General features: G+C 63.2%; 18 protein-coding genes. 7 read left to right on the top strand and 11 right to left on the bottom strand.

Going from position 1 to position 17,091, the window contains the following annotated elements; all coding sequences use genetic code 11:
- The first annotated feature begins 128 nt into the window (after window positions 1-128).
- Window positions 129-1,211, top strand: coding sequence for a site-2 protease family protein (locus tag ACTHJ1_RS17720; RefSeq protein WP_440195231.1), 1,083 nt, complete (start codon window positions 129-131; stop codon window positions 1,209-1,211).
- Between the two features lie 55 nt (window positions 1,212-1,266).
- On the opposite strand, the gene ACTHJ1_RS17715 is transcribed toward ACTHJ1_RS17720, so the two are convergent.
- Both ACTHJ1_RS17715 and ACTHJ1_RS17710 read right to left on the bottom strand, forming a co-directional pair.
- Window positions 1,267-2,211: an HD-GYP domain-containing protein gene (locus ACTHJ1_RS17715; RefSeq protein ID WP_440195229.1), complete on the bottom strand. Its 945-nt coding sequence runs from the start codon at window positions 2,209-2,211 to the stop codon at window positions 1,267-1,269.
- Window positions 2,212-2,304: 93 nt separating this feature from the next.
- A complete protein-coding gene (locus tag ACTHJ1_RS17710; RefSeq protein ID WP_440195226.1) occupies window positions 2,305-3,186 on the bottom strand; it encodes a LysR family transcriptional regulator in 882 nt (293 codons plus the stop codon).
- Between the two features lie 102 nt (window positions 3,187-3,288).
- Here ACTHJ1_RS17710 and ACTHJ1_RS17705 point away from each other — a divergent pair, with 102 nt between their 5' ends.
- Window positions 3,289-4,272: a zinc-dependent alcohol dehydrogenase family protein gene (locus ACTHJ1_RS17705; RefSeq protein ID WP_440195223.1), complete on the top strand. Its 984-nt coding sequence runs from the start codon at window positions 3,289-3,291 to the stop codon at window positions 4,270-4,272.
- Between the two features lie 117 nt (window positions 4,273-4,389).
- Here the strand turns inward: ACTHJ1_RS17705 and ACTHJ1_RS17700 are convergent, their stop codons facing one another.
- Genes ACTHJ1_RS17700 through ACTHJ1_RS17685 form a run of 4 tightly spaced genes read right to left on the bottom strand, consistent with a single transcriptional unit; the run spans window position 4,390 to window position 8,811 of the window.
- Window positions 4,390-5,532: an ABC transporter permease gene (locus ACTHJ1_RS17700; RefSeq protein WP_440195220.1), complete on the bottom strand. Its 1,143-nt coding sequence runs from the start codon at window positions 5,530-5,532 to the stop codon at window positions 4,390-4,392.
- Window positions 5,533-5,534: 2 nt separating this feature from the next.
- Window positions 5,535-7,025 (bottom strand): efflux transporter outer membrane subunit, encoded by a 1,491-nt coding sequence (locus ACTHJ1_RS17695; protein WP_440195217.1) that lies wholly within the window; start codon window positions 7,023-7,025, stop codon window positions 5,535-5,537.
- On the bottom strand, window positions 7,022-8,107 hold the full coding sequence (locus ACTHJ1_RS17690) for an HlyD family secretion protein (RefSeq protein WP_440195214.1): 1,086 nt from the start codon (window positions 8,105-8,107) through the stop codon (window positions 7,022-7,024). The genes ACTHJ1_RS17695 and ACTHJ1_RS17690 overlap by 4 nt, the downstream gene beginning before the upstream one ends.
- On the bottom strand, window positions 8,104-8,811 hold the full coding sequence (locus ACTHJ1_RS17685; protein WP_440195211.1) for an ABC transporter ATP-binding protein: 708 nt from the start codon (window positions 8,809-8,811) through the stop codon (window positions 8,104-8,106). Before ACTHJ1_RS17685 ends, ACTHJ1_RS17690 begins: the two co-directional genes overlap by 4 nt.
- A gap of 342 nt (window positions 8,812-9,153) precedes the next feature.
- Between ACTHJ1_RS17685 and ACTHJ1_RS17680 the strand changes: the two genes are divergently transcribed.
- Window positions 9,154-10,080 (top strand): DnaJ C-terminal domain-containing protein, encoded by a 927-nt coding sequence (locus ACTHJ1_RS17680; protein ID WP_440195208.1) that lies wholly within the window; start codon window positions 9,154-9,156, stop codon window positions 10,078-10,080.
- A 3-nt stretch (window positions 10,081-10,083) separates the two neighbouring features.
- Window positions 10,084-10,395: a chaperone modulator CbpM gene (locus ACTHJ1_RS17675; protein WP_440195205.1), complete on the top strand. Its 312-nt coding sequence runs from the start codon at window positions 10,084-10,086 to the stop codon at window positions 10,393-10,395.
- Between the two features lie 35 nt (window positions 10,396-10,430).
- Here ACTHJ1_RS17675 and folE read toward each other — a convergent pair whose 3' ends face one another.
- On the bottom strand, window positions 10,431-11,159 hold the full coding sequence (gene folE / locus ACTHJ1_RS17670; protein WP_440195202.1) for a GTP cyclohydrolase I: 729 nt from the start codon (window positions 11,157-11,159) through the stop codon (window positions 10,431-10,433).
- A 250-nt stretch (window positions 11,160-11,409) separates the two neighbouring features.
- Here folE and ACTHJ1_RS17665 point away from each other — a divergent pair, with 250 nt between their 5' ends.
- The gene (locus ACTHJ1_RS17665) at window positions 11,410-12,630 is read left to right on the top strand and encodes an alpha-hydroxy acid oxidase (protein WP_440195200.1); all 1,221 of its coding nucleotides are present in this window, start codon (window positions 11,410-11,412) and stop codon (window positions 12,628-12,630) included.
- A 9-nt stretch (window positions 12,631-12,639) separates the two neighbouring features.
- Here ACTHJ1_RS17665 and ACTHJ1_RS17660 read toward each other — a convergent pair whose 3' ends face one another.
- Window positions 12,640-13,986, bottom strand: coding sequence for a PLP-dependent aminotransferase family protein (locus tag ACTHJ1_RS17660; RefSeq protein WP_440195197.1), 1,347 nt, complete (start codon window positions 13,984-13,986; stop codon window positions 12,640-12,642).
- Between the two features lie 132 nt (window positions 13,987-14,118).
- On the opposite strand from ACTHJ1_RS17660, the gene ACTHJ1_RS17655 reads away from it, so the two are divergent.
- Both ACTHJ1_RS17655 and ACTHJ1_RS17650 read left to right on the top strand, forming a co-directional pair.
- Window positions 14,119-14,751, top strand: a complete 633-nt coding sequence (locus ACTHJ1_RS17655) for a LysE family translocator (protein WP_440195194.1) — start codon at window positions 14,119-14,121, stop codon at window positions 14,749-14,751.
- Between the two features lie 17 nt (window positions 14,752-14,768).
- The gene (locus tag ACTHJ1_RS17650) at window positions 14,769-14,978 is read left to right on the top strand and encodes a hypothetical protein (RefSeq protein WP_440195191.1); all 210 of its coding nucleotides are present in this window, start codon (window positions 14,769-14,771) and stop codon (window positions 14,976-14,978) included.
- A gap of 37 nt (window positions 14,979-15,015) precedes the next feature.
- Here the strand turns inward: ACTHJ1_RS17650 and mnmH are convergent, their stop codons facing one another.
- The 3 genes from mnmH to ACTHJ1_RS17635 all read right to left on the bottom strand — a co-directional run bounded on the left by mnmH (window position 15,016) and on the right by ACTHJ1_RS17635 (window position 17,074).
- A complete protein-coding gene (mnmH, locus tag ACTHJ1_RS17645) occupies window positions 15,016-16,071 on the bottom strand; it encodes a tRNA 2-selenouridine(34) synthase MnmH (RefSeq protein WP_440195189.1) in 1,056 nt (351 codons plus the stop codon).
- Between the two features lie 46 nt (window positions 16,072-16,117).
- A complete protein-coding gene (locus tag ACTHJ1_RS17640; RefSeq protein WP_440195186.1) occupies window positions 16,118-16,252 on the bottom strand; it encodes a hypothetical protein in 135 nt (44 codons plus the stop codon).
- A gap of 144 nt (window positions 16,253-16,396) precedes the next feature.
- A complete protein-coding gene (locus ACTHJ1_RS17635; RefSeq protein WP_440195183.1) occupies window positions 16,397-17,074 on the bottom strand; it encodes a hypothetical protein in 678 nt (225 codons plus the stop codon).
- Between the last annotated feature and the right edge of the window lie 17 nt (window positions 17,075-17,091).

The following is a 17,091-nucleotide window of genomic DNA, read 5'->3' as shown; positions in this document are numbered from 1 at the left end:
CGAGAGACATTCCCCGAAATCAATCGATCGACGCAGCGACGGCCAAACGCCGCACGCAGAACCGGGATCGCTCATCTGAAAAAAGCGGAAAGCACTTGACCAGACACAGCATTCCATTATGCAGAATCATGGGGATTTCCATAGATTTGGATTATTCCTGGTTTGTCGTTTTCGCTCTGCTGACCTGGGCCCTGGCGACCGGTTACTTTCCGGCCGGATACGGGCAATCGTCGCAACTTCTTTATTGGGCGGCCGGAGCGGCAACTGCTGTCATGATGTTTGTGTGCGTGCTGCTGCATGAGCTGGGACATGCGGCCGTCGCCTTGCGCTACAAGATCCCGGTGCGCGGTATCACGCTTTTCATTTTTGGCGGCGTCGCGCAAATCGGCGCTGAACCGCCCGGCGCCCTGGCCGAATTTTTCATCGCGATCGCCGGCCCCCTGGTAAGCCTGGTTCTTGCGATCCTGTTCTATGTGGCGCAGCCCTTGTTTGCGGGCATGGAACCGCTGCTCGGCATAGTCGGTTATCTAGCCTACGTCAACGTTGCCCTGGTCCTGTTCAACCTGATCCCCGGCTACCCGCTCGACGGCGGACGCGTGCTGCGCGCTATTGTCTGGAAACTCACCGGCAGTTTGCAGCGCGCAACGCTTATCGCTGCAAACGCAGGTCGGATCTTCGGGCTATTGCTGATCTTTCTGGGCGTGATGCAGATATTGAGCGGCAATCCGGGCGGGATATGGATTGCGTTCGTCGGCTGGTTTCTGGACAGCACCGCGCACGCCCAGGTCACGCAGGTGCGAATGAAAGATCTGATGGCAGGGTATCGCGTCACGCAGGCCATGAATGCGCATTGCGCCGCCGTCTCTTCGGACATGACGCTGCAGGAGCTGGTGAACGGACTCGTGCTGGGCAAAGGCCAGCGCAGTTTTCTCGTCGAGCACGGCGGCCAGATGGTCGGATTGGCGACGTTGCACCAGATCAGGGCCATACCTAGACATCAATGGGCGCAGACTCGCGTCGATCAGGCCATGCTTGCCCTGGAGAAAGCAAAATGCATCGACGCCGATGCCGAGCTGTGGAGCGCGCTTGAAACCATGGATCGAAACGGCGTCAACCAGTTGCCGGTCACCCGCGAGCGCCGTGTCGTGGGGATGCTCAGCCGGGACGATATCATCACGTTCCTCCGCACGATCTTCGAGCTCAAGGCGTGACGACAGGCCCCGGCCTTCGCGCATAGGCAAGGGCGAGCAACCTACCTGCGGCAGGCTAGGCCGTCCTCGAATCGGCGCTGTCGACCTTGCCGATCAGATCTGCCGGCAGCTCCGCGACCGCGAGGGCGACGGTTTCCTGAATCAGATCCGAATCCAGCTCCGGCGTCAGATCCGCCGCACTGCCTGTGTTTCCCGTCGGCGTTGCCCGCAGGCCGTCCGCGCCCGCGGTCAGCTTGAATTCGGTGCTGCAATTGCGGCAATACAGCAGTTGGCCGCTGACGCTGCGGCGAGTCAGCACCAGCGTCGGCCCGCAGGCAGGGCACTGCTGCAGCGGAATGCCGTCGGCGCTATGGCCCATCACATGCTGCAGATCGCCTCGTTCTCCCAGCGCGATCAACGCTCGGACGCTTTGCGCGTCGAACTGGGTTCCGCTTTCGCTGCCCAGAATGCCCAGCGCTTTCTCCAGGGGCATGCCGCTGCGATAGGGCCGATGACTGGTCATTGCGTCGAAGGCATCGCAAACTCCGACGATTCGCGCCATTTGCGGAATGTCGCTCGCGGCAAGACCCAGCGGGTAGCCTTTTCCGTCGGGACGTTCATGATGCAGGCGCACGGCATCCATCACCAGTTCGGCCAGGGGGTGGCCCGCCAGCATGCGCGCGCCCATGGCCGGATGAGTCTTGATGACGGCATATTCCTCATCGGTCAACCGATCCGTTTTACGCAAGATCGCATCGGACACTCCGATCTTGCCCAGATCGTGCAGAAAACCGCCTAGGCCGATGCGGGCGACCTCTGCGGGCGCCAGACCCAGTGCCTTGGCCAGCAGCTGGGCATAACGCGAAACCCGCCAAAGATGCCCGCCGGTATAGGGATCGCGGGCCTCGACGAACCAGGCCATGGCCAGCAGGCTGGCAAGCAGTTGGGTCTGCCCGTCGGAATGCGGGGATAGCGCGTGCGAAGCGGCGGGGCGTCTGGCAAACCTGTCAAAGAATCGCATGTAGGGGCTCCTATCCCGTCGCCTGCTGAGATCCAACGCAGGCATGCTACCAAACTCGGTCGCCTTGCAGTCGATGAGAGTTTTCCGAAAACGCTACGTCGGCCCGGACTGAGGCTGCGGATCGGTCGTCGCAAGCCGCGCAACGACCAGCTCCACGAATCTGCTCAAGCGCGGTTGCCGGCGCATGTCGCGGTGATAGCCCAGCCAGGTGTCCCGCGTCGGAGGAGATTCGCCCAGGTCGATCGGCTCGATGCCCGGCGTTGCATCGCCGACGGGGCAGGGAAGAACCGCCAATCCGACGCCGAGCGCGCAAAGCCGCGCCTGGGCCTCGCGGCTGTTGCTGCGCGCCGCAACGCGCGCATTCGGCAGCATGCGCGTCACCCATGCGACGTCGGGCATGTTGCCGAACGCGGTGTCCATCAGCACGAGCCGGCACCCCGAGCCCTCTCCGGGTTTCGTACGCCATGATCCCGGGCGGCCATAGACCGCGTAGCGGGTTCGCAGCAGCCGCCTGCTGACCACGTCCTGGTCTTCGAACGGCAGCATGCGCATGACGCAATCCGCCTCGCGATGGGGGAGGCTGTAGAGCCTCGGATCCGTGAGCAGTTCGATTGTCACGCCGGGATGGCTGGCAGTGAATTCCGCGATGACAGGGGCGAGCAACAGCGACCCGAACCAGTCTGAACAAGAGACCCTGAGAAGGCCCGACAGTTGCGTTTCCGCGCCCGACAGCTCTCTGATGGCGGCGAGCGCTTCGACCTCCATACGTTCGGCATGCAGGAACAAGGTCTGGCCTTCATCCGTCGGAACGAAGCCGTGCTGGGTTCGCTGGAACAACACGTGGCCGATCTGCCGCTCCAGCGCCTTGAGACGCCGGCCCATGGTCGGCTGCGTTTGCCCCAGCGCCCGCGCCGCGGCGCCCAGACTGCCTTCCCGGGCGATGGCGAGAAAGATTCGAATATCGCTCCAATCCATAGTCTCATTCATTTTTGCATGGATAAAATTCATTTATATTTATTTTCATTCAGATATTTTCCTCCTAAAGTGTCGTCATTGTCTATTTTTTGGAGAGTAAAAATGAAATTCGAGACGATGCGTGCCCTGGTGGTGGATGCGCCCGACGCGCCTTTTCGCTGGATCGACCTGCCCATGCCGCAGATTGGAGCCGGAGACGTTCTCGTGCGGATACGTGCCAGCGGAGTCAATCCGCTCGATACCAAGATCCGAGCCGGCGCCGCCGATCACGCACGTCATCCCTTGCCCGCGGTGCTGGGCATGGATCTGGCCGGAATCGTCGAACACGTCGGTCCCGGCGTAACGGATTTCGCGCCCGGGGACGAAGTTTGGGCCATGGCCGGCGGCGTGGCGGGCGTGCAAGGCTCGATGGCCGAATTCGCGGCCGTCGATGCGCGCTTGTTGGCGAAAAAACCGGCCAATTTCACCATGCGGCAAGCGGCCGCGCTGCCGCTGGCCATCATTACCGCCTGGGAAGGCATGGTGGATATTGCAGATGTCCAACCCGCCGACAAGGTCCTGGTGATAGGCGGCGCCGGAGGCGTGGGCCACGTTGCGCTGCAGCTTGCGCATGCCCGCGGCGCATGCGTATTCGGCGTCGACAGCGCCGATGCGGCCGACTACCTGCGATCCCTGGGCGCTGTCGCGATCGATCGCAATACGCCGGTGGACGCCTACGTGAAAGAATTCACCGACGGCCTGGGCTTCGATGTCGTCTACGACTGCGTCGGCGCGCTCGACACCGCCTTCCAGGCCGTGCGCAAATTCGGCAGGGTAACAAGCTCGCTCGGCTGGGGCACGTACTCCCTGGGACCGCTGTCTTTCCGCTCTGCGAGCTATGCAGGCGTGTTTACGTTGCGTCCATTGTTGTCCGGCGAAGGGCGCGAAGCGCACGGGCGGATTCTGGCCGAAGCGACGAAGCTGGCGGAAGACGGCAAACTGCTGCCGCGGCTCGATAGCCGCCGGTTGACGCTCGACCAGGCGCAAGAGGCTCACGAGCTGGTTCGCACGGGCGGGGCCAGCGGCAAACTCGTGCTCGAGCTCTAGGCGCAGCCGGGTAATCGGGCGGGTATCTCGACATTCGGTCAGGCGCCCGCCATATCTCGTACTTTACATAATATACATTATGCGAATAAAAGCACGGTGGCGGATCGGCTGACCCGGCTATCCCCGGAATATGTCGAACGGCTCGATCTTAAGCACCCGACGGACTCCGATATAGCTCGAGACCCCGGCGATCAGCAAGACCATCGCAAACGAGAACGCGAGGTTCCAGGATGTCGTGATGGCCGCATAGTTCGGCAAGACGCTTTGGATCAGCGAAATCACCACCGTGACCAGCCCCACGCCGATCCCATACCCTGTCAGCGCGGTAAAGGCGGCCATGAACAGGATCATTTTCACCAGTTCGCTTCCCTTGGCCCCGATGGCCTTGAGCGCGCCGAAATTGTCGAGATTTTCGAGTACGAATGCATAAAACGTCTGGCCCGAAATCGAGGCGCCGACCAAAAAGCTGATGATCGTCATCAACAGAATATTGGTCCCGATGCCGGTCTGATAGGTGTAGAAATTGGCAATGCGCTGATTGAACTCGGCCTTGGTCAGGGCGAGGTAGCCAAGCTTGGCCACCTGCTGTTTGATCGATGCGACCGCCGCTGGCGTTTTAGGTTCCACAAGAATGTACGACGTGGAGAAACGGGTGCCCGGAATATAGGCGACGGCGCGGCTGTACAAGGTGTAAAGCGTCGGTACGCCGTTCAGGCCGTTCGCGGAAACCTTCGCCAGGCCGACGACGACACCGCGAAGGTCGTTGATCTCGAAGGTGGTCCCGATTTTCGGGTTGCCCAGCTTGGCGATTTCCGGATCGTCGATCACCAGGAAAGCGTTGTCTGCGTAAATATCGAGGAGGTTTCCCTCCTCCATGTGCGGCCGGCCGAAAAGACTGACATCGTCCAGGCCGACCACGCTCACCGATTGATATTTGCCGTTGGCAAGTCTGACCTGGGCGCCGCCGATGTATAGCGGCGCAGCGTATTTCACGCCGTCCATGCTCAGCACCGCGTCCAGAAGAAAACTCGGCAAGGGAAACGAGATGGTGGGCGTGTTGACAGCCGGATCGATCACCCACATGTCGGCCCCCACATTCGTAACCGTCGAATAGGCTCGATTCAAGATGCCGGCGAACATCGCCGTCATCTGCGTCATGAGAAACACCGCGAACACGATGCCGACCAGAAGCGCAGAGAATTTCGCCTTGTCATTGACAAGCAGCCGAAAGCCGATGCGCATGATGCCGAGCGATTTCATGCTCATTGCCTGCCCTGCTCCGCGTTCGCGGTTTCCCGCCACCCGCCGCCCAGTGCCGCAAAAAGCGCGACGGTGTCCTGCTGGCGCTGGGCAACCGATCCAAGATAAGCCATGGACGCCTGCTGAAACTGGACGTCGGCGGCCAGCACGTCGAGATATCCGGCCATTCCCGCACGAAAGTTGACCTGCACGAGGTCCAGCGCCGTCCGCGCATCGTTCAGCGCGCCCTCTTGCGCCTGCAATGCCTGCGCATCGTGCGCGAGGGCATCGAGCACGTCCGCAACCTGGGCAAACGCGGCGAGCACGGTCTGCCGGTAGGATGCCTGGGCCTGATCGAACGCATCGATGGCCGCTTTGCGTCCGTACCAAAGGCTCCAGCCTTCGAACACCGGTATCGAAATGGAAGGGCCGATGCTCCAGAACCTGAATCCGTCGCCAGATAGCCCGGCAAAGCGGGTGGCATCCTTGCCATAGGTCCCGCTCAGGCTGATGCTCGGGAACATGGCCGCCGTCGCCACGCCGATATTGGCGCTGGCGGCATGCAGTTGCGCTTGCGCCGCGAGAATGTCAGGGCGCTGCCTGACCAGATCCGACGGCAGGCTGACGGGCAGATCGTCGGGCAATGCCAGCGCAGCCAATGCGATCCGAGGCGCGTCGGCCTCGGCCGGGGAACGCCCTTGCAGCGTTGCCAATAGGTGCGCCGACTGGCTCATTTTCTGTTCCAGCTGCACCATGGCGGCCCGATTCCCGGCGATCAAGCCTTGAAGGCTCAATACGGTCGAATAGGACGACGTGCCCGCCCTCACCTGCGCCTCGATGGCCTGCAATTGCTGCGTCTGGAGCGCGATCATCCGGCCGATTGCGTTCGCCTCCGCAGCATAGGCCGCGTATGCAATGACGGTATTGACGACATTGGTGCTCAGCGTCAGATAGGTCGCCATGGCGAGATAGCGCCGGTAGTCCGACTGCGCGCGCAATGCCTCGACACTGCGGCGCTTTCCGCCGGAAAAGTCCAGCAGGTACGTCACGCTGCCGCTTGCCGTCACCAGGTTGAAGACGCTGCCTTCTTGCAGCCGGCCGGCAGCTGGCATTGGCGGCGTTTGCTCGCGTACGGCCTGCCCTTGCGCGCCGACTTGCGGAAAGAACACGCCGTACCCTGCCCTCAGATTGTCCTGGCTTTCGCGCAGGCTGGCCAGGGCCGCTGCGACCGTGGGGCTGTTCGATAGCGCCTGGCGCACCGTCCCGTCCAGTTCGGGCGAGCCGAACAGCCGCCACCATGCTTCGGGTACCGGGGCTCCGGACATGAAGCGTTGCGATTTGCCCTGGGCAACCACCGTCGATGGCGCCAGCGGTTCACGCGTGTAGCGATCGACGCCAGGAGGCGCCGGGCTCGTGAAATCCGGGCCGACGGTGCATCCGCATACCGTCGCGATCACGACCGCGCCCAGCAGCACCCGCGCCGCCGCTGACTTGGTCTCGTAGGCGAGCATCATTTCTGTCCAATGAAGACATCGACAAGCAGTCCCGGATAGATCATCGGCAGGTCCGACTTCTTGAACCGGAAAATGACCGGAAGCACACGCAGGTCCACTTTTTCCTGCCGCTGGTTGGACAGTTGGATCTTCGGCGACACATAGGGTTGCACCCGGACAAACTCCAACGGCACTTTGACTTCGGCGCCCCGCACGGAGAGCTGGGCGCGCATATGGTCGGGAGCAGGAAGGCGGGACACCAGAATTTCGTCGACATAGCAGCGCACCGCGAGGTAATCCTGCGGTGCGCCCATGACGATCACGGGATCGGATCCGTTGGTATAGCTGTCGTAAACGCCTTGCGGCGAAACGTAGCTGCCCACGGCCGCGTTCAAGGCGAGTATCACGCCGTCCGATTTCGCGGCGAGCGTGTATTTCTGCAAAAGCGCGGCAGCGGCGTTGTACGACTGGGACAGCGCGTCGTATTGCCGCGCCTGGCTTTCGATGTCGTAGCGCCACGCGCCGGCGCGTGTCAGCTCATATTGACGCCGTGCGACTTCCAGTGCTGTTTGCGCCTGCCCGAGCGCATCGCGGGCGGTATCGACGACGTCCTTGCTGATCGATCGTCTGTCCATTTCATAGGACATCCGGCGCTTGTCGTACTGATCCCGGGCCGCTTTCAGATTCGCCTGTGCCTGATCTACCTGCGCCTTGGCGACGGCCAGGGTTTCCTTCCTCGGCTCGGCCTTCAATTTATCGAGCACGACGCCGGCCGCGAGCATCTGGGCGTGCAGTTGCTCCGCCGTCGCGCGCTGCACGGTATCGTCGATCCGCAGCAGTGTTTCCCCAGCGCGCACCTTGTCGCCCTCATGAGCGAGCACCTGAGTAACCACGCCCGACACGTCGGGGTACATATTGATGTTGGCACCGCCGGCCTGCTCGCTTTCAACGATGCCGGTGGCGTAGATCGCGGTGGGATATGGGTTGCCGACCGGAACGAAGGCGGGCGGCTCCGGTTTTCGCACCAGGCTGAATAGGTAGGCGCCCAGCAAGGCGACCGCTATCCCGGCCGCGGCCACCCCAATGAGCCATTTGTTGCTCATGGCCGGTCTCCGCTGCCTTGGACGATGCGGCCGTCCTCCATATGAATGATCCTGTCCGCATATTCGCTTATTCGGGCATCGTGGGTCACGATCACGATGCACCGGTGTTGGTCCAGGATCTTCTGCTTGACGAAAGCGATGATCATGCGGCCCGTATCGCCGTCCAGCGATGCCGTCGGCTCGTCGAGCACCAGAATCTGCGGGGAACCGATGATGGCGCGGGCGATCGCAACGCGCTGCTGCTCGCCGCCGGAGAGCTTGACCGGAAGGATCTGCGCGCGCTCCTTCAGGCCGACGATGTCGAGGCACTGACGCGCCGCTGCAAGGGATTCCTGCCAATTCTGATGTTTCAGAATCAGCGGGATCGCGACGTTTTCCACGCTCGTGAGCCGCGGGAACAGGTGATAATCCTGAAACACGAAGCCGATCGTGTTCAAGCGGAAATCCGCCAGGTCGTCTTTCGACAGTGCCCAGATATCGCTGCCGTTGATGCGAACCGCACCGGCATCGGGCCGCAGAATTCCCGAAAGCAAGCTCAATAAAGTGGTTTTCCCGCTGCCTGACGGCCCGACGATGAACAACATTTCGCCGAAGTGCGCGACCAGATCGACCGCGTTGACGGCCGTCATGCGCGTGGCCCCTTCGCCGAAAAATTTGGTGAGGCCGGTCGCTACGATCGCTTCGGTGGCTGCGGAGCCTGACATGCGAATTAACCTTCGAGAGATCGCCGATCGCACGGCGTGACGGCAGCGCGCACTCGTATATCGATGGACGAAACGCGCCATCGAAGCGCCGCGATGATCACCATAGCGGCGTCCAGGCGTGCGCTATTTGCTCCAGGTCAAGATCGCGGCACATTCGCCGTCAGGACCCGTGAGGTGTGACGCGCACAAACCGCCAGGCGGCCTCGCATCGGGGCCGCGACCGGATGCGCCCCGGCGCACAGCGCGAGCCGCGCCGCGATTGGCGCGCGCGGCAGGCATTGAACTAGACTAGGAACGGCAGCATCGAGAGCGTCCGGCACAAGCGATACAGGAGGACCCATTGTGGACTTCAAGGACTACTACAAGATTCTCGGCGTGGAAAAGACCGCCACCGCGGACGAGATTCGCACCGCCTACCGGCGCCTTGCCCGCAAATACCATCCCGACTTGAGCAAAGAGCCCGATGCCCAGGCGCGCATGCAGGAGATCAACGAAGCACGCGATGTACTCAGCGATCCGGAAAAGCGCAGCGCCTACGATGAATTGAACAGCCGCCCGCACGCCGCCCGCGACTTCCGCCCTCCTCCCGACTGGAACACCGGCTACGAGTTTTCAGGCGACGGCGACGGGGAAGGCGACTACAGCGAGTTTTTCAGTACGCTATTCGGCCGCGCCGGACGCGGCCAGCCTCATGGCCGACACATGCCTGGCGAAGACCGCCATGCCCGCGTCCAGATCGACCTGGCCGACAGCTACCAGGGCGCCACGCGCACCATCACACTGCAGCAACCCGTCATCGACGAGCAAGGCCGAGTCACGCGCCAGGAGCGCACGCTCGACGTACGCATACCCAAGGGCATCCGCGAGGGGCAGCACATACGTCTACGCGGTCAGGGCGCGCCGGGGCTAGGAGATGGCCCCGCTGGCGACTTGTATCTGGATGTCCAGTTCCGTCCCGACGCGCGCTACCGCATCGAGGGCGCCGACGTCTACGGCGCCCTGCCGGTGGCGCCGTGGGAGGCCGCGCTAGGGGCTTCCGTCACGGCAACGACGCCGGCCGGCACTTTCGACGTGCAGGTGCCGGCCGGCAGCCAGAGCGGCCGCAAGCTGCGGCTACGCGGCCGCGGCCTGCCGAGCGAGCCGCCCGGTGATTTCTACCTTGTGCTGGAAGTCGTGCTGCCTCCGGCAGACAGCGACAAGGCACGCCAACTCTACGAGACGATGGCGCGCGAGATGCCCTTCAATCCGCGTCAGCGCCAAGGAGCGTAAGCCATGCAGCCTACGGACGTTATCATCGGCCATTTGCTCGACGACGAAACCCTGACGCTGGACGAACTGGCACGCGCGTGCGGCGTCAAACCCGACTGGGTGGTGGAGCATGTGCAGGCAGGCCTTTTCAGCGACGGCAGCGTGGCCGTAAGCACCCAGCGCTTCAGCAGCGTGGACCTGAGGCGGGCTCGCCGCATGATCCATATCGAACGCGGCTACGACGCGGTACCGGAACTGGCGGCGCTGGTGGCGGACATGCTCGAGGAAATGGACCAGCTGCGCACAAAATTGCGGGCGCTGGATCCAAAAAAATAGCAGGCCAGCCGCTCACGATCGTCGTGATGAGCGCGCTATCGTGGGTTGTCCGTATGCAGCAGACTCAAAAATTCTCGCCGTAGCGCAACGTCGTTCAAGAAGGCGCCGCGCATGACGGAGTTTTTCATCAGGGATCCGTCGTCCTTGACGCCGCGCCAATGCATGCAAAAGTGGCTGGCCTCGATCACGACGGCCAGTCCGTCAGGTTTGATCCGGCGTTCGAGCTCGTTGGCCAGCATGATCACCGCTTCCTCCTGGATCTGAGGGCGGCTCATCACCCAGTCGCAGATGCGCGCGTACTTCGAAAGCCCGATCAAATCGGACGATGGGCTGGGCAGCACGCCGATCCAGACCTTGCCCAGAATCGGGCAAAGATGATGCGAGCAGGCGCTGCGCACCTTGATCGGTCCGACGATCATCAGTTCGTTCAGGCGCGATACATTGGGAAATGCCGTGACCGATGGCGCCGCGTCGTAGCGGCCGCGAAACACTTCCTTGATGAACATCTTGGCCACGCGCTGCGCGGTGTTCATGGTGTTGTGATCGTTCTCGGTGTCTATTACCAGCGAGTGCAGCACTGCCTGCAGCTTGCCTTCGACCTCGAGCTGCAGCTGCCCCAGTTCGCCTTCCTCGATGTAAGCCGAGATATTGTCGTTGGCGTGATAGCGCTGCCCGGCTTCGATCAAACGGGAGCGGATGCGATCCGAGGCCTGCGGCCGATCGGCGTCTTTCTCGGAGGAAAATGCGGGAATACTTGCAGACATGATCGGAGAACTCTATGTCGGGATGTTGAATGAGACGCGCAGGATCTTCCGCTACGTGGGGCCTTGGGGCCGATGGTATGACTGTAGATCAGTTTTCCGCCGCGCCGGCGGCGATAGCCGTCGTTGCCGCCATTGTGCATCCGATCGCGAGCAGGCCGCCAGGTTAGCGTAAAGCGGTCTGCGCCGATCGCATTTGCCGGCTTCGCGCCGCGACATAGAATGTCGGCTCGATTCGAAGGATGCCTTGCAGATGAACACCGCCGACCCAGCCGCCCTCTCCCGGATCAGTCTCCAGGCCGCAGAAGGAAAACCGCCGCGCGTGCTGGAAAAAATCCTGAGCCTGCACGATTTCGAGGCTGCTGCGCGCCGCATCCTGCCTCGCCCCGTCTTCGGCTATGTGAGCGGCGCGGCAGAGGACAACCGCACACGCGACGACAATCGCGATGTCTTCGACGATTACCGTTTTGTGACCCGCGTGCTGCGCAATGTGTCGGGCCGCACACAAGGGGTCGAAGTATTCGGGCAGCGCTTTTCTGCGCCCTTCGGCATCGCGCCCATGGGCATCAACGCCATCTCGGGCTATCGCGGCGACATCGTGCTGGCGCAATCGGCACTGGCCGCCGGCATCGCTTCCATCATGAGCGGCTCGTCGCTGATCCGGCTCGAGGACGTTGCAGCGGCCGCGCCATCGACCTGGTTCCAGGTCTATCTTCCGGGCGACGCCGAGCGCCGCGCCGCCCTGATCGAGCGCGTGGCGCAGGCAGGCTACGGCACCTTGGTCGTGACCGTGGACATCCCCGTCTGGGCCAATCGGGAAAATAATGTGCGCAGCGGCTTTTCCACGCCGCTGCGCCCCAGCCTGCGTCTGGCCTGGGATGGGCTGACGCGGCCGCGCTGGCTGCTCGGCACCTTCGCGCGCACGCTGCTCAAGCACGGCATGCCGCACTTCGAAAATTCCTACGCAACGCGCGGCGCACCCATCGTATCGTCCAACGTAACGCGCGATTTCACCGCGCGGGACCATTTGAGCTGGGAAGATCTGCGTGTCATTCGCCGGCAATGGCAAGGCAACCTGGTGGTCAAGGGCATTCTGAGCGTCGACGACGCTGCGGCTGCGCGCGATCAGGGTGTTGACGGCGTCATTCTCTCCAACCACGGCGGGCGGCAGTTGGATGGCGCAACGTCGCCGATGCGCGTGCTGCGCACGGTCGTCGAAAGGCTGGGCCCGGATTATCCGGTGATGATAGACAGCGGCTTTCGCCGCGGCTCGGATGTCCTCAAAGCCATTGCGCTGGGCGCGCGCATGGTGTTCGTGGGCCGGCCTTACAACTATGCGCTGGCCGTGGCCGGAGCGCACGGCGTGGCGCATACCACGCGCCTGCTGCGCGACGAGGTCGATCGCAATATGGCGATGCTAGGGGTCAACGCCTGCGGCGAACTCGGGCCCGAAGCGCTGATTCGCATCCGCTAAGGCCTGGCACTAATTTTCCGGAACCACGCCCAGTATCTCGCGGCGCACCTTGCCCAGCACATCCTGCAACGCGTCGGGCGCGATCCCGCTGAGCACGATGCGCATGGCGTGGGGCATGCGCATGGACGTGGAAAAGGGCTCGGACGTAGCCACCAAAATACCCTGGTGCGCCAGGCTGGCCGCGACCTGGTCTATGCGCATGTCCGGCGGCAAGCTCAGCCACTGAAAATAGGACGACGGGTGACCTCGGACGTCGATGTCCTTGAGCACGCGGCGCGCCAAGGTCTGGCGACGGCGGGCGTCCTTGCGCTTGCCGTCTTCGAGCCGATCGACGGTGCCGTCGTCTATCCATAGGCAGGCCAGCGCGATGCTCAGCGAAGAGGCCGTCCAGGTCGACACTCGGATGGCATATTCGATGTCGGCGATCCATTCGGCCGGTGCTGCCATGAAACCGAGCCGCAGGCCCGAAGCCACGCTTTTCGATAGTCCGCAGACATAGATCGTGCGCTGCGGCGCGAGCGTGAAAACGGGAAGCGGCGCCGGCTCCGCAAGAAAGGCATAGGCTGCATCTTCGAGAATGATGAAACCGTATTTTTCGGCTAGAACGGCCAGACGCAGGCGATCGGTCTCGGACATGACCAAGCCCAGGGGATTGTGCAGCGTGGGCATGACGTAGATGCCGCGCACCGGACGCTTGCGGCACAACGCTTCGAGACGGTCCATGTCCATGCCGCCGTATCCCGGGCGCTGGGGCACGGGAACCAGGTCCAGGTGGGCCTGCTGGGCCAGATTCTTCATGCCGGGATAAGTCAGCTCGTCGATGGCCAGCACATCGCCAGGCTGGAACATGGCCATGACCGCAGCGGACAGGCCTTGCTGCGCACCGTTGACGATCAGCACCTGCTCGCCGGGAACACGGATGCCGCGGTTGCGCAGATGGCGCGCGAACATCTGCCTTTCGTGCGGCCGCCCGCCATGCGGCGCGGGATGCAGCAAGGCGTCGAGGTCGCCCGCGGCGGCCATGGTGCGCAGGCCGGCCCGCAGCAGCTCGTCCTGTCCCGGCAACAAGGCATGGTTGAGGCTCAGGTCGATCACGCCCGAGCGCGCAGGACGCTGCTGCAATCCCATGGTGCGCGGCAAGGATGTGTCGCGCACGAAAGTGCCCCGCCCCGTCTCGCCCACCACCAGGCCGATCTCGCCCAGTTCGGCATAGACCCGCGAGGCCGTGGCCAATGCGACGCCGTGCTGCCGCATCAGCTCGCGCGTGGTGGGCAACTGCGTGCCCGGCATCAGTTTGCCGGCGCGGATGCGCGCGGTGAAATCGTCGACGATGGATTTGTAGCGGGGCTCGCGCATGGCTCGGGACTGCGGCAGAAAGAAAACCTGTATCTAGAACATTTTGTATTTAGAACAATTTCTTTGTTGTTCTGCATTCATAGCATACGCTGAAAGCCCGGATCCCGCATGACGCTTTCTGGAGTTGCCACGATGATCTCTGCCCCCACGCTTTTTATGTTTTCCATCGCCTGCCTGGCGCTGATCTTGTCGCCGGGCCCCAATATGGCCTTCGTCGTCAGCTACGGAGCGACTCAAGGCCCGCGCGCAGGCCTGGCTGCCGCATTGGGCCTGGGCATGGCAAATCTGGTCTATACGGCCTTGACAGTGTCCGGGCTGGTCACGGTCATCCATGCCTGGCCACCCGCTTTCGATCTGATCCGTTATGCGGGTGCGGCCTATCTGTTGTGGCTGGCCTACAAAGCATTGCGTCAAAACGGCGGGCTGCGGCCTTGCCAGCCAGTGCGTCGTTCCTGGCTCGCCATCAGCGCACGCGCCGCGCTAAACAGCCTGCTCAACCCCAAACCGATGTTGTTCTACATGACGTTCCTGCCGCAATTCGTCGATCCAGCCCGAGGCCACGTAGCCCTGCAGATCATCACGCTGGGTGGGTTGCTGACCCTGATCAGTCTGACCCTCAACGGCTTGCTCGGCACCTTGAGCGGCTCGATTCGACGCCTTCTGCCCGACGGCTCGAGTGCCGCGAGCAAGTTCGGTTCGCGCACCCTGGCCGCCGTCTTTGCCCTGCTGGCCCTGCGCCTCGCCTTGCTGTCCAGAACCACTTGAAACAGGAGGTACCGATCATGACACTGCCGATGTTCTTCAGCTTCTTCTGGAGCCGCCTCTCACCCCTTCCCCGCCGGCCGGCGCCGCATCCGGAGAAGGACTTCATGGAGCTTTCCATCATGCAGGCTCACGATCAGCGCGCCATGCAGTATCTGAGAGACGCGCGCGACATCGCCGCGTTCGAAACCCGCATGCAGTCGTTGCAGTCCGAACGCAACTGGTGGTGATCCGATCCGGTTCGAAGCCGGTCGCCGCAGCGATGCTTCAACCGGCCGCCAAGGCCGCGATGCGCCGTGCCAGATCGGCGATGCCGAGGTCCGAGAGATCCTCGGCCGGCATCGCTACAGCCTGACCCAGGCGCTGAAAGTTCCGGCCCTGCGACCGCGCGTAGAGCGGGTCGTAGTGCAAAACCATCATTTCCTCGAACAAGGCCGGCAGCGCTCGCGCATGCGCCCAGGCCTGCCAACGGTCCAGAGTCTCGTTGGACAACAGGCCTTTCAGGCCGGCGATCTTGGCGCATAGGCCGCTGGGATCGTCGCCCAGCCACGCGTAGTCGCGCAGCAGATAGTTCAGCCGCGCCTCCCGGGGTGCGTCGATCTCCACCACCGGGCTGGCGCGCAGTCGGGTCACCAGGTATTCGGGCAGGCTCAACCGGCCTATCTTGCGACTTTCCGCCTCGACCCACACCGTACACGCCGGATCGAAGGACGACATGGCCGCATGCAGCAGCGTCTCGAAGCCCTTCTGCGACGGCTGCTCCACGCCGGGAATGGCCCCGAGGACCGAGCCTCGGTGTCTGGCCAGGCCCTCCAGGTCGAGCACCTGCTCGCCCAGGCGAGCCAGTTCGTGGAGCACGCGCGTCTTGGCACTGCCTGTGGGGCCGCACAGCACGCGCAAACGCAGTGCCGCGGCCAGGCCTTCACCGCTGGCGATGACGTGACCGCGCCAGGCTTTGTAGCCGCCCTTGAGCTGCTGGGCGTCCCAGCCCACCAGACGCAGCCAGGTCACGAGGCTGCCGCTGCGCATGCCGCCGCGCCAGCAGTAGACCAGCGGGCGCCAGCTTTTGGGTTTATCGTGGAACTGCTCGCGCAAGTGCCGCGCGATGTTGGCCGCCACCATGGCGCCGCCGACGCGCTTGGCCTCGAAAGACGATTGCTGCACGTAGAGCGTGCCCACGATGCGGCGCTCTTCGTCGTCCAGCACCGGGCAGTTGATGGCGCCCGGCACGTGATCGAGCGCAAATTCCGACGGGGAGCGTGCATCGATCAGGGCGTCGAAGCCCTGCATATCGTGCACGGAAACAGGTTTGTTGTGGCTCACGCCACGAATTATAGGGCGCGGATCGCGCCGGGCCGCCGGGCGGGGTTTACGTGCCGGACGATACGGCAGTGTCCGTCGCTGCGGCCTTGCCGGCATCCGCGGCGGGATGCAGGGCGGCCCAGGCGATCACGCAGACCCCGAGTATGCGCATTGCAACACGCAAAGAGGGCAGAAGTTTCATGGATCGGCTGCATGCGGTCAGTGGGAATGCAGACGATTCTAGGCAGGCATGGCGGGCACAAGAACGAATCGATGATTAGATCGTTATGCCTGGCCTGGTAATTTGCTTATGCCTCGCGCATCGATATTGGCCTGCCACCGATTCCTACATCGGGGGCACGACGCCGTCCTTGCCGGCGATGACAGTGCGGGCCGTCCATCCGCCTGATCTATCTCGGGCAGCAAACACCAGCACGGCGGTACCGCGCTTGAGCAGGCTGCGTTTGCCGGGCTCCATATAGACCACGGGCACATCGGGCGACACGTCCACGGTCTGCCGACCGCCGGGGTAATCGACCACCAGCGTTGCGCCGGCCCCCAGCCCCGTCGACGCGCTCACCGAGCCGTTGACCATGCTGCCCGCGAGGCCTTTGTCCAGGCTTCCCGCCGTGCCATTGGTCATCGTGCCTGTCGCGCCGCCTGCGCCCCGCCAGGGTCGGAAGCCTGCGCCTACGCCGCGCATGCCGGGAGCGAAAATGTGCACTTCCAGCGCCTCGAGCGTTCCATCCTGGCGCCGCGTGGCGGCCGTGCCGATATAGCTGTCGGGTTTGATGCCGGCCAGGCTGGCGCGCGACACCGAGAGCAACCTGACATGAGCCGGTAAAGCCACCGCGACCGGCTTGTCGCCCCCCGTCGTCTTGAGCGTCATTGCATGGGGACTGACGCTGGAAATCGTTCCGCGCAGTTGCGTGGACGGCGCTGACTGGGCGCGCGCCGGCGTGGTCGCTATCAATGCACCGGTCATTGCCGCGGCCATGACCCAAGCGGTTGAGAAGAGTTTCATGAATACCTCCATGCCGA

The sequence above is a fragment of the Bordetella sp. genome (genome assembly GCF_051960075.1).
Lineage (GTDB): Bacteria > Pseudomonadota > Gammaproteobacteria > Burkholderiales > Burkholderiaceae_B > Bordetella.
This window is presented reverse-complemented; position numbering and strand designations above follow the sequence as displayed.

Excerpts from the sequence above, each read along its gene's own strand:
- ACTHJ1_RS17655 (WP_440195194.1), top strand. The coding sequence starts at position 14,119 with ATGATCTCTGCCCCCACGCTTTTTATGTTTTCCATCGCCTGCCTGGCG.
- folE (WP_440195202.1), bottom strand. The coding sequence starts at position 11,159 with ATGTCTGCAAGTATTCCCGCATTTTCCTCCGAGAAAGACGCCGATCGG.
- ACTHJ1_RS17685 (WP_440195211.1), bottom strand. The coding sequence starts at position 8,811 with ATGTCAGGCTCCGCAGCCACCGAAGCGATCGTAGCGACCGGCCTCACC.
- ACTHJ1_RS17635 (WP_440195183.1), bottom strand. The coding sequence starts at position 17,074 with ATGAAACTCTTCTCAACCGCTTGGGTCATGGCCGCGGCAATGACCGGT.
- ACTHJ1_RS17695 (WP_440195217.1), bottom strand. The coding sequence starts at position 7,025 with ATGATGCTCGCCTACGAGACCAAGTCAGCGGCGGCGCGGGTGCTGCTG.
- ACTHJ1_RS17660 (WP_440195197.1), bottom strand. The coding sequence starts at position 13,986 with ATGCGCGAGCCCCGCTACAAATCCATCGTCGACGATTTCACCGCGCGC.
- ACTHJ1_RS17700 (WP_440195220.1), bottom strand. The coding sequence starts at position 5,532 with ATGAAATCGCTCGGCATCATGCGCATCGGCTTTCGGCTGCTTGTCAAT.
- ACTHJ1_RS17710 (WP_440195226.1), bottom strand. The coding sequence starts at position 3,186 with ATGGATTGGAGCGATATTCGAATCTTTCTCGCCATCGCCCGGGAAGGC.
- ACTHJ1_RS17640 (WP_440195186.1), bottom strand. The coding sequence starts at position 16,252 with ATGAAACTTCTGCCCTCTTTGCGTGTTGCAATGCGCATACTCGGGGTC.
- ACTHJ1_RS17690 (WP_440195214.1), bottom strand. The coding sequence starts at position 8,107 with ATGAGCAACAAATGGCTCATTGGGGTGGCCGCGGCCGGGATAGCGGTC.
- ACTHJ1_RS17665 (WP_440195200.1), top strand. The coding sequence starts at position 11,410 with ATGAACACCGCCGACCCAGCCGCCCTCTCCCGGATCAGTCTCCAGGCC.
- ACTHJ1_RS17705 (WP_440195223.1), top strand. The coding sequence starts at position 3,289 with ATGAAATTCGAGACGATGCGTGCCCTGGTGGTGGATGCGCCCGACGCG.
- ACTHJ1_RS17650 (WP_440195191.1), top strand. The coding sequence starts at position 14,769 with ATGACACTGCCGATGTTCTTCAGCTTCTTCTGGAGCCGCCTCTCACCC.
- ACTHJ1_RS17720 (WP_440195231.1), top strand. The coding sequence starts at position 129 with ATGGGGATTTCCATAGATTTGGATTATTCCTGGTTTGTCGTTTTCGCT.
- ACTHJ1_RS17715 (WP_440195229.1), bottom strand. The coding sequence starts at position 2,211 with ATGCGATTCTTTGACAGGTTTGCCAGACGCCCCGCCGCTTCGCACGCG.
- ACTHJ1_RS17675 (WP_440195205.1), top strand. The coding sequence starts at position 10,084 with ATGCAGCCTACGGACGTTATCATCGGCCATTTGCTCGACGACGAAACC.